This window comes from Aminobacter sp. P4_D5 (assembly GCF_056401815.1).
The window spans coordinates 47,092-61,904 of sequence record NZ_JBFUIP010000012.1 but is presented as its reverse complement, the minus strand read 5'-3'; the positions used below and the strand labels follow the sequence as shown (position 1 = coordinate 61,904).

Genomic DNA, 14,813 nt, shown 5'->3' with positions numbered 1-14,813 from the left:
CCCTTCGAACAGACTGATGTTATCGAAGCTGTAGGTGCCGTCGGTTCCTTGGACGATGCGGTCGATATCCTGGTTCAACATCGAGTGGCCGAAGCGATAAACGGCATGCGCGAACTCGGCGAAGATGGCCGGATTGACGTCGGCTGACGGTTCGAAAAGGAACGCATCTACGTCCGGCTGCATCTTGCGCCCAAATTCCTCGAAAACGAGGTGCTGATACTCCATTTCGTTGGTGAAACGCGCGGCCTGGAACAGGCGTTCGCCATCCCAGATCAGCCCCGCGCCATTTGCCGGGATAGGATCATTCACTCCAAGGTCGACGAGCAGCCATTCATTGATGAAGGCGCGGTCGCCCGAAGCAAGCACGACATTCTTGGTCTGTTCGACAAGGCTGTTATGTTCGGAATGGAAGACATGGTGGATCGAGGTCAGGCCGATGTTTTCATTTCCGCGGCCGTCACCGGTGATGTAGTGTGCATCAAGCAGTTCGTCATCGTAGGCAGTCTGCTGCCCACGCGAATTGAACCCGCCGGAGTAACCAAGCTCGCTATCCGCGTCAGCCTGCAAGGCGCCACCGGATAGAACCGGTGCCGCGGCATGAGCGATGTCGTCCAGAAAAGCGTTTGGCGTACGTGCCGCATTGACCGTCATGCCGCTCATGATGGTCTGCGTCCCTGTCGATGTCAGTATGATCGTGCCGAGTGGCAACTGAATCGCAGATGGATTGATCGGAGTTACGAGATCGCCTTCGACGTAAATCGGCGTTCCATCGGGGCGGAAGGCTGCCAGCAATTGCGGCAAGCCATTGGCGCCGCGGATGAACTCGCCATAGGGGTCAGTGAGTAGCATCGGGACCCTGCCCACGTCGGCATCGGTTAGCTCAATGCCAAGCATCGTCCGGGCCTGCTCCTTGACGTCCGCCCATGTTGCAAGGCCCCGATCGCCATCAAGCAGTCGGCCAGTGGCAATGGGTTCGCCATCGAGCATCACATACTCGCGCAGGAACACCTGATGGGAGGCGTTTGAGGTGTAGGTCTGGTTCTGATCAACCCAAGGAGTGGTGACGTTTGCGGCGACGTTGCCATCCGCATCGCGCGAAGCACGCGTCATTACCATGAAGTTGGTGTGCGGAGTTGCCGGATTGTAAAGCGGGTCGTCTTCGGCAAGCGGAATGTAAACGGTGCCCGATCCGCCTTTGGCAACCAGATCAAGCCCGTGATCGAAGAACTGACCAAATAGCGTGAACATCGAGTTGTAGGGGGCCGAGTCGCCGATATCAGGAGAGACGTTCTCGAAGGTGTAGGAATAGACAGGGGATCCAGCCGCGGCGAGCACGGCTCCGTCCGGTCCGACCACGTTGGCGGCATGAACCTTTCCTACACCGTTATTGTCCAGTAACTGCGTGCGCGACGCCGTCTTGCCCTCCTCAAGCATGGCCTCATAAACCATAATCGCGGCAGGGTTGTTGCTCGTCTGGTCGACAATGAGGTTTGAGATAAGACGCGGATCGGCGTCGACGACTGTCCCGGCAACAAACATCGGATTTCCCGTGGGCGAACCCGGTGTGTAGTCCGTGTTGGTGAGCGAAACCGGGTTGGCGGGCGTGCCAAATACTAGGACATCATTGTCCGCGTCATTGCCATAGCTTGGCGTCACCAGTGGGACGAACGGCTCAGCCGAGGCTCCCCATTGTTCGCGACCCTCCAGCAGGTTGTTGTAGCTGCCATCGACCGTGCGCAGTCCGTAGGGAAGCAGGTGCGCCTGCAACGGAACGCCTGCAGCCGCATCTGCATCCAGGCCACCGGCTTCGGCGACCAACGTCGCCAAGTCGCCACCAGCCGCGTGTGCCTCTGCGATMTTGATCTGCTTGAGTATGAATTCCAGATCGTGCTTCACCAGATTGACCATGACATTCCCCTCTTGCGCTTCGGCGATGTCTCAATCCGGTGTCGGAGCGGAGCATCGCAATTGACTGGCATCGCCGCGTGACGAGGTTCACGGCGACTTCATCAGCAATGGTGCACAAGAAGGCCGTCGCCGATAACTTCGGAAGGTCGGACGATGTGAAGAATGCCTTGGTCTGCTTGTATCTGGACCAGCTCGGCGCCTGATCTGGGCTTTGGTCCAGCTAAACACCAAGACAAAGTATGGTGGTGGCAAAGCGGGCTATGCGATTTGCTTGTGAATTTGGCGGACAAGGTGGCCGCCTCGCGGACCAGCCCGCATCTTCGCTGTTGATCTTGCGCAAGCTATTTCTGACAGGGAAATAGCAAAGGCGCGATCAAGGACCAAAGTCCTATGAAGAACGCGACGAAGGTGCGGTTGTCGCGATACCAACGTCTCATATTGCTCTCGCCGAAAGTTGCTGAAGTAGCTCGACTTCCGCCCATGCTCTGAGCCCGGCCAAGTCTGCATCATGCTTGCACGGGGGTCCTTGGCGTTCACCTTATCGCGACCCGGAACTTCCGAAGGAACATCACGCCGTCCTGACACGAGCGTGGACGAAGACGACGGCGCGCGAGCGCTCACACAACAGCTTCTCCTGATCTCTCGCGCGGACGCCCGGGGAACCAGCAGAACCAACCACTGGGGAGCAGGCAAATGGTCAAGTACATCCGTTCGGATCTGGATTTCATCCTGAAGCAGATCGAGCTTTCCGAAGCTCACGCAGCCGGCACGCCGCTCAGCGACCTCATTCCGGCGCCGAACCTGAGCTTCGGCTTGCGCACCGTTGACGGCACCTACAACAATTTGCTTCCCGGGCGCGAGAACTGGGGCGCGGCTGACAACGAGTTTCCTGCCCTGYTCGACCCGCAGTACCGGCCCGCGACGCCGGTGGACATGAACGGACCAGCGCCGGGCGGCGTGACCGCTTCGTCCTATAACCCCTCCAACAATCCGGGCAACATCGTCGTCGACAGCAGCCTGCGCACCATCTCCAACCTGATCGTCGACCAGACGCTGGACAACCCGGCCGCCATCATGGTTGCCTTGCAACGCGCCGGCGCCGCACCGGGCAGCGAACTTGCGACCGCCGCGACCATCAAGGCCGAGTACCAGACCGTCAAGCCGTTCATCGAGGCTGCCGAGGACGCAAACCTCGCCAACATCAACGCGCAGCGGACGCTGGTCTCCGCGCAGCAAGCCCATGATACGGCCCCGACGCCCGAAACCCAGGCAGCCCTGGATGCGGCAATCGCTGCCGCCACGCAGACGCAGGCCGCCGCTGACACCGCCAATGCGGCCCTGGCCATCGAACGCGTCGACCTCGACGGCATGCTTACGGCCAACGGCATCGAAATGGACGGCGACAACATCAAGCTGACCAATATTGCACCGGATGAAGGCCTCTCGGCCTCGTTCAACTCGTGGTTCACGCTGTTCGGCCAGTTCTTCGACCACGGCCTCGATCTCGTCGCCAAAGGCAACAGCGGCACCGTGTTCGTACCGCTACAGCCCGACGATCCGCTCTACGATCCCACCAGCCCCACCAACTTCATGGTCCTGACGCGCGCCAGCGTGCTGTCGCCCGGCGTCGACGGCATTGCAGGCACCGCGGACGATCACGCGCTTCCGCTAAACACCACGACATCGTTCGTCGACCAGAACCAGACCTATACGTCGCATCCGTCGCACCAGGTCTTCCTGCGCGAATATACGCTGGTCAACGGCAGGCCGGAGGCCACGGGCTCCCTGCTGGACGGCGCCAATGGTGGCCTGCCGACCTGGGGAGAGATCAAGGCGCAGGCCCGCAACATCCTCGGCATCGATCTGACCGACTATCACGTCGGCAACCTGCCGCTGCTGGCAACCGATGCCTACGGCAACTTCATCCCATCGACGACCGGGTTCCCGCAGGTCGTCATGCTCGGCGTGCCCGCCGGTTCGCCAAGCACGCTGCAATCCGGCACGCCGGCCGATCCGCTAGAGTTGGTGAACGCCACCAATCCTGCCGCTGTCGTTCACCTTGCGGTCCGCACCGGCCATGCCTTCCTTGATGACATTGCGCACACGGCGGTGCCGGTCGGCAAGATCGCTGACGGCGACACCGAAATCGGCCTTGGCAATCCCGGCAACGGCAGCACCGAATACGACAACGAACTCTTGGACTCCCACTTCATCACCGGTGACGGGCGTGGCAACGAGAACATTGGCCTGACCGCCGTCCACCATGTGTTCCATTCCGAGCACAACCGGCTGATGGAGCATACTAAAGACGTCGTGCTGGAGAGCGGCGATATCGACTTCATCAACGCGTGGCTCGACGTCGCCATCACCGAGCTTCCCACTTCCCCCGCGGCGATTGCCGCCCTCGACTGGAACGGCGAGCGCCTGTTCCAGGCGGCCAAGTTCGGGACCGAGATGCAGTACCAGCACCTCGTCTTCGAAGAGTTCGCCCGCAAGATCCAGCCGAACGTCAACGTGTTCCTGGTTCCGGACGGCTATGACGTGACGATCGACCCGAGCATCGTCGCCGAGTTCGCGCACGTGGTCTACCGTTTCGGCCATTCGATGCTGACGGAATCCATCGACCGCTTCGATCCCCAATTCAACGATGAATCGATCGGCCTGATCGAGGGCTTCCTCAATCCGATCGAGTTTGCCTCGCAGAGCTCCGGCGAAATGGCCGGATCCATCATCCGCGGCATGACCCGCCAGGTCGGCAACGAAATCGACGAGTTCGTCACCAGCGCATTGCGCAACAACCTGCTCGGCCTGCCGCTCGACCTTGCGACCATCAACCTGGCCCGCGGCCGCGACACCGGCGTGCCGTCGCTTAACGCGGCGCGGCGCGAATTCTATGAGGTGACCAACAACGACGCGCTCCTCAAGCCCTATGAGAGCTGGATCGACTATGCCGGCCATCTCAAGAACGAAGCCTCGATCATCAACTTCATCGCCGCCTATGGCACACATGCGCTGATCACCGGACAGACCACGATCGAAGGCAAGCGCGACGCCGCCTTGACCATCATCACGGGCGTGTCCGTCGGCGGCTTCCTGGTTCCGGCGGATGCGGAGGATTTCCTCAACGGCACCGGYGCATATGCGGCCGACCTTGGCGGCCTCGAGAATGTCGACCTGTGGATCGGTGGCCTGGCCGAACAGATCACGCCGTTCGGCGGCATGCTGGGCTCGACCTTCAACTTTGTGTTCGAAACCACGATGGAGAAGCTGCAGAACGGCGACCGCTTCTATTATCTGCAAAGGCTCGACGGCCTGCATCTGTTCGGCGAGATGGAAGGCAATTCCTTCGCCGCCATGATCATGCGCAACACCGACGCGACCCACCTGCCGTCGGACGTGTTCTCGACCCCCGGCCTCATCTTGGAAGTGGACCGCACCAAGCAGTACAATCCGGGGCTCGGCGAAACCGCCGGCGCCGATGGTCAGCTGAACAACGATCCGAACACCGCGCCTGACGAAACCGCCGACAATCTGGGCATCGACCCGGCCGGCGGTTCAATCCTGACGCCGCTGGTGATCCGCAACAATCCGGGAACCGCGGGGCCTGACGCGAACTACCTGCGCTATACCGGCAGCGATCATGTCGTGCTCGGCGGCACCGATCCCGGCAACGCCTTCAACCCGTCCGGTAACGACATCCTGATTGCCGGCATCGGTGACGACACGCTGTTTGGCGATGGCGGCAACGACAGGCTCGAAGGCGGCCACGGCAATGACATCATCAACGCCGGCAGCGGCGACGACATCATCACCGACATTGGGGGCGACGACAACATCAAGGCCGGCGAAGGAAACGATGTCGTCAACGCCGGTCCGGGCCTCGATCTGGTGCTCGCCGGAGACGGACAGGATTTCATCGTGCTTGGCACCGACATGGGTTCGGAAGTGTTCGGCGGCCTGGGCAACGACTTCATCTTAGGCAACAAGAACGCCGAACGCATCCTCGGCAACGAGGGCGACGACTGGCTGGAAACCGGCACGTTCGACGGCGCGCCTGGCGACAATTTCGACGAAATCTTCGCCAGCGACAGCGTGCGTGGCAATGACGTGTTCCTGGGCGATGGCGGTTTCGACGAGTTCATCGGCGAAGGCGGCGACGACATCATGGTCGGCAGCCCCGGCCGCGGCAAGATGGCTGGCATGTCTGGCTATGACTGGGTCACCTACAAGGACAACATCGCCGGGGTGAATGCGGACCTGTCGATTCCGATCATTTTCGACGAAGCGCCAACCCTGCCGCAGAACGCCGCACTCGACGAATTCGAATCAATGGAAGGGCTTTCGGGATCGGCGCATGACGATATCCTCGCCGGCTCGCAGGTTCTCGCGGCCGAGCGGCTGCCAGCCAACCAAGGTGGAACCGAGGGTATCGCAGGAAGCTTCCTCGACGCCCAGGGCATCGCCCTGATCAGCGGCCTGCAGGCGTTGCTGGGCGCCGGGGTGACGGAGTTCAGCGCCGGCGACATCATTCTCGGCGGCGACGGCAGCGACCGGATTACCGGCAACGCCGGCGACGACATCATTGACGGCGACAAGTGGCTGGACGTGCAGATCGGCGTTTATGCGGCCTCCGATACCGGTCATACCGGCGCACCACTGGAACTGCACAAGAGCATGACGACGCTGTCTTCTCGGATGTTTTCCGGCGCGATCAATCCCGGCCAGCTCGGCATAGTCCGCCAGATCATGACAGCTGACGGCTCCAACGACATGGATACGGCGGTCTTTTCGGGTAATCTGGACGAATATACCTTCGGAACCGACGCCTTTGGACGGATGACTGTGTCGCACACGGGTGGAACCCTGCTCGACGGCACCGACACCATCATCAATATCGAGCAGCTTCAGTTCGCCGACCAGTTCGTGAGCCTGGTCAACGATCCGGCGACCGGCGCACCGGCCATCAGCGACACGACCCCGACCGAAGGGTCGCAGCTCACCGCGTCCATCGGCACACTCGCCGACGCGAACGGCTTCAACCCTGCCAGCGTCACCTGGCAATGGCAGGTTGAGACGGGCGTGGGAACGGGCCTCTTCACCAATGTCGCCGGCGCGACGAATGCCAATTTCACGCCCGGCCAGGCCCAGGTAAACAGGCAGGTGCGCGTGGTCGCCAACTTTCTGGATAACCGTGGCTTTGCCGAAAGCGTGACCTCCGCGGCCACCATCGTCGTCGGCGATCTGGTTGCGGGGCTCGCAGCGGCCGAAACTATCACCGGCACCGAAGGCCAGGACAATCTGTCCGGCCTCGGCGGCAACGACACCATCAGCGGTTTCGGTGAAAACGACATCCTGAACGGTGGCGAAGGCAACGACACGCTGGACGGCGGAACCGGCAACGACACCATGAACGGCGGCAATGGAAACGACACCTTCGTCGTCGACAGCGCGCTCGACGTGGTGATCGAAGGCGCCGGCGGCACCAGCGGCACCGACACAGTGCAGACAACCTTGGCCAACTATACGCTCGGAGCGAATGTCGAGAACCTGACCAAGCTCGGCGGCGGCAACTTCAACGGCACCGGCAACAACGCGGCCAACGTGATGACTGGCGGCACCGGCAACAACACGCTGAACGGGCTTGGCGGCAACGACATCCTGAACGGCATGGGCGGCGCCGACACGCTGAATGGCGGCGACGGCAACGATACGCTGAACGGCGGCATCGGGGTCGACACGCTGAACGGCGGCAACAACGACGACATTCTCGACGGCGGCGCCGGCAATGACGGCATGGCCGGCGGCACCGGCAACGACACCTATATCGCCGATGCCGGCGACGTGATCATCGAAAACGCCGGCGCCGGCACCGATACGGTGCAGACGACGCTCGGCAACTACACGCTCGGCGCCAACCTCGAGAACCTGACCAAGCTCGGCGGCGGCACCTTCACCGGCACCGGCAACGCGCTCGCCAACATCATCATCGGCGGCGGCCTGAACGACACCTTGTCCGGCCTGGCCGGAGACGACCGTCTCGACGGCGGCCTTGGCAACGACACCATGAACGGCGGCGCCGACAACGACACCTATGTCGTCAACGCGATCGGCGACATCGTCAACGAGCTCCTGAATGCCGGAACCGACACCGTCGAGACAGCACTTGCATCCTACACGCTCGGCGCCAACCTCGAGAACCTGACCTACACCGGCGCCGGCACATTTGCCGGAACCGGCAACACCCTGGGCAACACCATCAATGGCGGCGGATTGAACGATACGCTGAACGGGTTGACCGGCGACGACACCTTGAACGGCGCAAACGGCAACGACACGTTCCTTGCGCAGAACACCGACGGCAACGACACCTTCAATGGCGGCGCCGGCACCGACACCCTCAACATGTCCGCGGTGACCGGCGCAACGTCCGTCAATTTCGCGACCGGCGCGGTCACCGGGGCCGGAAACGACACGATCAATTCGGTCGAAAACGTCATCGGCGGCGCGGGCGTCAACACCTTCACCGCAAGCAACGCTGCCGGTGTTCTCAACACCATGACCGGCGGCGGCGGCAACGACGTGTTTGTCTTCGGAACCAATGCGGCCGCAAACGGCGACCTGATTACAGACTTCCAGGCCGGCGACCGGGTTGATCTTTCCGCCATCGATGCAGTGTCCGGGGGTGCCAACAATGCCTTCACAACCCTTATTCAGGGCAACACGGCGTTCGGCGGCCAAGGCCAACTGCGGACTTATCAGGCAGGCGGCAACACCGTGATCGAGGGCAACAACGACACGGACCCCCAAGCCGACTTCTCGGTCACTTTGTCCGGTACCGTTACCCTGACACTGGGTGGAAGCTTCATCGCATAGCAATGAAGCCGGAGGTCGGCCGCAAACGTGGCCGACCTCTCGACGTCTTTTTGCATCAGCCATTTCGGGGGGACGACACATGCCGAAGGAACAGCCAGCATCGATCGCGCGCCGGCGCAGTGTCGAAACCATCACCAGGGAATTCCGTGGCATCGGCCTTTTCCTCTTCCTCACCTCTGGCCTTATCAACATCCTGGCGCTGACTGGCGCCTTCTACATGCTCCAGATCTACGATCGCGCGCTGACCAGCGGCAGCATCCCCACACTGGTGGCTCTCTCGGTCCTCGCGATCGGCCTCTATCTGTTCCAGGGCGTGTTCGACGTTATCCGTYCGCAGGTGCTGGTCAGGGTCGGCGCGCGGCTAGACAAGCGGCTTGCTCCCCTCGCCCACCAGGTCGCGGTCGACATGCCGCGATACGGTTTTTCCAACGCCGAGTCGCTCGAGCGGGGACGCGACGTCGACGTCGTGCGCACCTTCCTCGGATCGCAGGGGCCGATGGCGCTTTTCGACCTTCCCTGGGTTCCGATCTATCTGGCCTTCGCCTACTTCTTGCATCCGATGCTTGGCGCCCTGACTTTCGGCGGCGCCTTTGTGCTGGCGCTGATGACAGTGGCCGCCGAGCTGATGTTGCGGCGGCTGTCGAGCCATGCGCAGCAATCCGGCGTCAGCCGCGGCGCGATCGCCGATTCCAACGCCCGCAACTCGGAGATCCTCAAGGCCATGGGGTTTGCCGACAAGGCGGTCCTGCGGTTCGAGAAAGCCAATGGCGAGCATCTGGCCCTTCAGACGCGAAGCAGCGACATCAACGGCACGTTCGGCGCGATATCGCGGGTGCTGCGGATGCTCCTGCAGTCGGCCATCCTCGGCCTTGGCGCGTATCTGACGATCATCGGCGAACTTTCCGCCGGCGCGATCATCGCCTCGTCCATCGCTTCGTCGCGGGCCCTGGCCCCGATCGATCTCGCCATCACCAACTGGAAGGGCGTCGTCAGTGCACGGCATTCCTTCCGGCGGCTGGTCGATACGGTGACGGCCCTCAACGAAACGCCGAAGCCGATGATTCTTCCCACGCCGAAGTCGATCCTCACCGTCGACAAGATTACGGTCGTCGCCCCTTCTTCCGGACGAATCCTGCTCAGTGATGTCGCTTTCGAACTGAAGGCCGGCCAGGCGCTTGGCGTGATCGGGCCGAGCGCCAGCGGCAAGACAACCTTCGTGAGGGCGTTGACCGGTGTCTGGCCGGTGCTGCGCGGCAGCGTTCGCCTGGACGGCGCCGAAATGGGACAGTGGGAAGACGCCGCCGTCGGCAAGTTCATCGGCTACCTGCCGCAAGACGTCAGCCTGCTTGACGCGACCATCGAGGAAAACATTTCCCGCTATGCCGACGAGCCGGACCCGATGGGCGTCATCTCCGCCGCGCGGGCCGCCGGGGTGCACGACATGATCGTCCACCTTCCAGAGGGTTATCACACGCATATCGGCCCTTCCGGAATGGTGCTTTCCGCCGGGCAGCGCCAGCGGATCGGACTGGCTCGGGCGCTCTACAACGACCCCTTCCTGGTGGTCATGGACGAACCCAACTCAAATCTCGATGGCGAGGGCGAAACCGCCCTGACGGAAGCGATCCGCGGCATTCGCGCCCGTGGCGGCATCGCGATCATTATCGCCCATCGTCCAAGCGCGCTTGCCGCTGTCGATCTCGTCGCTGTGGTGCAAAACGGCAAGATGGTCGCCTTCGGCCCGAAATCGGAAATCCTGGCACCGCAACCGGTCGGCGGACGACCCTCCGTGCAGCCGACGGCAGCGAATAATGCCAGAGAAGGAGCAATGTCATGATCGAAGTCACCGGGCTCCGTCAGCAAAAGGAAACCACCGATTCCCGTTCGGCACGCCGTTTTGCCTTCGAATCCGCCGAGAAGCTGTCAAAGTTGCCAATTTACATCGCTTTGCTGCTGACCGGTATCGCGGTCTACTTCAAAAGCGCCTTGCCAGCGCGGGCAGAGACTCACTCCGAGCCTGAACCCGGACCTGGCCCGTCCAGCAGCGAGAGTGGGGGTGCGCCGGTTGACTTCGGCCGCGCGACCGCCGTGCGTCCCGACGCCATGTCATCGATCGAAGAGAACCGCGAAAGGGCGGAACGACTGGAACCTCTGGATTTCTTCGGCCAAGCTCCGACACGCGGAAACGTCGTCGACTTCCCTTTGTCGATGAAACTGATGAATGTCACATCCAACCCGTTCAACCTCGACACGTTGCCGCTTATCGAGGCCGGCGCGACATCCTCTTTCGAATTGACCAGCGCTCGGGTTATGCCCTCCTCCAACCGGACGGGCGGCGGAGCGGCCGCCCAGCCGGAAGACGGCGGCGACGACGACTTGCTGGAGCAGCTGCTTGAGGCCCTGAACAAGGGCATCGGCGGCGACGGCGATGCTGAGACACCTGTTTCGAACCCGAGCGACGACCCCGAGCCCCATTCCGATCCCGATCCCGACGATGACCCCGAAGAACCCCGCCGTGGCAACCGCGCCCCGACCGTGGCTGGCCAGAACAGGCTCAACGACGTGATGTTAGCCCAAGTCGTCCTGATCGGGCTGAGCGAACTCCTGATGAACACTGAGGACGCCGACGGCGACGAGCTGACGGTGACCGATGTCCATGTATCTAGCGGCCACGTCGCCGCACATGAGGCATTCTGGATTTACACCCCCGATCCCGATCATCTCGGCGAGGTCAAGGTGACCTATTCGGTATCGGACGGGCTGGAAACCATTGCCCATTCGGCGAGTTTCAACGTCGTGGACAAGGAGGCGCCCACACCGTCCGGCTCAGCCACACTTGGCGACGACTGGCTCGTCGGGTCAGCGGCCGCTGACGTCTTCGACGGACTGGCCGGAAATGACACCATCGAATCCTTCGGCGGAGACGATGTCATCCGAGGTGGCGACGGCAACGACACGATCCGGGCGGGAGCCGGCAACGACATCGTGTTCGCCGGCAGCGGCGACGACGTTGTGAGCGCCGGCGCGGGCGACGACGAAGTGCATGGCGAGGACGGCGACGACAGCATAGATGGCGACGAAGGCGACGACACGCTGTCCGGAGGCGATGGAGACGACCGTATCGCGGGAAACATTGGAAACGACATCCTCCGCGGGGATGGCGGAAACGATACCCTCGACGGCGGCGAAGGCGACGACAGGGTCTTTGGCGGCGATGGTGACGACATTATCATGGCGAGCACCGGCGCCGACTTCGCCGAAGGCGGCGAGGGGCGTGACATCATGCAAGGCGGCGGGGGCAACGACACCCTGTCTGGCGGTACCGGCGACGACCTGTTGGCCGGAGGCGATGGAGATGACAGCATCGATGGCGATGCGGATGACGATACGCTCTACGGCGATGCCGGAAATGACGCGCTGGACGGAGGCGACGGCGACGACTCGATGTTTGGCGGCGACGGCGAAGACGTCATCTTGGCCAGTGCTGGCGCCGACTATGCCGAGGGTGGCGAAGGGCGCGACATCATTCAGGGCAACCAAGGCAGCGACTCCCTGCATGGCGGCGGCGGCAGCGACATGCTTTCGGGGGGCGAAGGTGACGACACCCTCGCCGGCGACGAGCATGACGATACGCTTTACGGCGATGCCGGCAACGACACGCTGGATGGTGGCGACGGCGACGATTCAATTTTTGCCGGCGAAGGTGCAGACATCATCGCCGGCGGCGATGGATCTGATTACCTCGAAGGCGAGGAAGGCGACGATGTCATCGACGCCGGAGCAGGCACCGACGTCGTGCTTGCAGGCGACGGCGACGATATCGTCGATGCCGGAGCAGGTTCCGACACGGTATCCGCCGGCAGTGGTAATGACCTCATCATCGTAACCCTCGACGCCGACGGCGACGTCTATGACGGGGGTGACGGCAGCGACGCGCTGGACATGTCGCGGGCAAGCTCGGGCGTGTCCGTCGATCTGGTCAACGGTACGGTTTCCTCCGGGGAAATCGGCACCGACATCATCACCGGTTTCGAGAAGATCATCGGCGGCTCGGGAAATGACAATTTCCAGGCCGGCGGGCAGTCCACCGTTTTTGCCGGCTCCGGAGGCGACGACACGTTCACCTTCGCGATGGCGGCCTCTAGCGGCATCGGCGCCGGCGAACTGGTTCACCAGATCATCGACTTCATGGTGGGCGATCGCGTGATGGTGGAGCAGTTCGAGATTTCCGGGACTGCGCGCAATGCGGCGGAAGATCTCTTCTCACGCGTTTACGAAGGGCAAGCCAACGGCGGCAATGACGTCCCCATCCGCATCAGATACGAGCGCTTCGACGGCATGGACCACACCATCATCGACGTCGACTTCGACATGAACAACGAGTTTGAAATGTCGATCGACATCTACGGACACCACACACCGTATGTCTACAACACCGTTGCCTAGCGGCTGGAGGAATCTCATGGCAAGGCAAAACCAACCCGCGGGCGCCGAAAAGAAGACTGACGGCGGTTTCGGATTTCGGTCGCGTGTCGTCTTCGGCGCCGTTTTCGGCGCTCTTCTGGTGGGCGGCTGCGGCGCGTGGGCCGCCACCAGCAGGCTTTCGGGTGCGGTGATAGCGCCCGGCGTCCTCAGAGTCGACGAGCATGTCAAGGTCGTGCAGCATCGCGACGGCGGCATCGTGACCGCCATTGCGGTCCGCGAAGGCGACGCAGTGAAACAGGGCGACGTGCTGATCCGCCTCGACGACGTCCAGGCGCGCGCCGAGCTGGCGATCATCCGCTCGCAGCTCGACGAGCTTGGCGGCCGCCGTGCCCGCCTGACATCGCAACGCGACGGCCGAGACAGGATAATTTTTCCAAACGGGTTCACTCAGGGCTCGCCTGAGACGGCCCTCATCGCAATGGGAGAACTGCAGCTGTTCAACCGCGACCTGCAGAACCGGATGCGGATGCAGGATCAATTGAAACTGCAGGCCGAACAGCTCAACCAGGAGGTCGCCGGACTGGCCTCGCAGCTCTCGGCTCTCAACGAGGAAATTGCGCTGGTTGAAACCGAGCACGGAAAGATCGAGGGGCTTTCCGGCAGGGGACTGGTCGAGGGTTCACGTCTCTACACGATCAGCCGCGACCTGGCGCGCATGATGGGCCAGCGTGGCGAGATCGAGGCGAGCCGGGCGCGCGCCGCCGCGAAGGGCAGCGAAATCCAGCTGCAGATCATCGGCATCGAGGAAACCGCGAGAGCGGAAGCCCAGCGCGAACTGCGCGGCGTCGATGCCACCACATCGGAACTCAAGGAGCGATACACCGCGACGGACGACCGGCTGATGCGCACCGAGATCCGCGCGCCGATCAGCGGCATCGTCAACGAGCTCAAGGTGCATACCGTCGGCGGTGTCGTGAGCCCGGCCGAAACGCTGGTCACCCTGGTGCCGCACAACGCTCACCTCAAGATAGAAGTGCGGCTGCGCACCGTGGATGTGGATCAGATCGGCCTTGGCCAGAAAGCCAAGCTGCGCTTCTCGGCCTTCAATCAGAGGACGACGCCGGAGGTCGAGGGCCGCGTCGACCATATCTCCGCCGCCGCTCAGCACGATCCGAGAAGCGGCGATACGTTCTACATCGGCGATGTCGAGATCGTCGGAGACCTGACGCGCATAGGGCGCCAGTCCCTGCTTCCCGGCATGCCTGTGGAGGTTTTTGTCGAGACCGAAGAGGTCACCGCCATCAACTACCTGATCAAACCCTTCACCGATCAGATGGCCCGCGCCTTCCGCGAAGAGTGACGTCTCATGAAGCGGTGCCGACGGAACGGACACAGGTAGGAAAGACTGCAACGTGAAGCCAATCAGTGTCGCGTTGATTGACCGAATTGGCCGAAGCTTTCGAAAAGGATGCTGGTTTTAACGTGGTAGCCAATGGAGTGACGGCGGAAGACGCTGTCGTGGTTGCAGCACCGCACCTCCCGGCTGTGGCGTTGATGGATCTTGGCATGCCTGTTGATGCATTCGAGGCCATTGCCACGCGTTAAGG

At 62.3% G+C, this 14,813-nt stretch carries 6 protein-coding genes; 5 read left to right on the top strand and 1 reads right to left on the bottom strand.

Annotated elements, in window-relative coordinates:
* Window positions 1-1,908: peroxidase family protein (locus AC1DWF_RS05025; RefSeq protein ID WP_476841491.1), on the bottom strand; the 1,908-nt coding region annotated here is incomplete at its 3' end.
* A 693-nt stretch (window positions 1,909-2,601) separates the two neighbouring features.
* On the opposite strand from AC1DWF_RS05025, the gene AC1DWF_RS05020 reads away from it, so the two are divergent.
* The 5 genes from AC1DWF_RS05020 to AC1DWF_RS05000 all read left to right on the top strand — a co-directional run bounded on the left by AC1DWF_RS05020 (window position 2,602) and on the right by AC1DWF_RS05000 (window position 14,811).
* Complete coding sequence (locus AC1DWF_RS05020; protein ID WP_476841490.1) at window positions 2,602-8,781, top strand: peroxidase family protein; 6,180 nt, start codon at window positions 2,602-2,604, stop codon at window positions 8,779-8,781.
* Between the two features lie 79 nt (window positions 8,782-8,860).
* Window positions 8,861-10,618: a type I secretion system permease/ATPase gene (locus AC1DWF_RS05015; RefSeq protein ID WP_476841489.1), complete on the top strand. Its 1,758-nt coding sequence runs from the start codon at window positions 8,861-8,863 to the stop codon at window positions 10,616-10,618.
* Window positions 10,615-13,227 (top strand): calcium-binding protein, encoded by a 2,613-nt coding sequence (locus AC1DWF_RS05010; protein ID WP_476782881.1) that lies wholly within the window; start codon window positions 10,615-10,617, stop codon window positions 13,225-13,227. Before AC1DWF_RS05015 ends, AC1DWF_RS05010 begins: the two co-directional genes overlap by 4 nt.
* Window positions 13,228-13,243: 16 nt before the next feature.
* The gene (locus AC1DWF_RS05005; protein WP_476782882.1) at window positions 13,244-14,566 is read left to right on the top strand and encodes an HlyD family type I secretion periplasmic adaptor subunit; all 1,323 of its coding nucleotides are present in this window, start codon (window positions 13,244-13,246) and stop codon (window positions 14,564-14,566) included.
* 77 nt (window positions 14,567-14,643) lie between these two features.
* Window positions 14,644-14,811, top strand: a complete 168-nt coding sequence (locus AC1DWF_RS05000) for a helix-turn-helix domain-containing protein (protein WP_476782883.1) — start codon at window positions 14,644-14,646, stop codon at window positions 14,809-14,811.
* Window positions 14,812-14,813 lie beyond the last annotated feature (2 nt).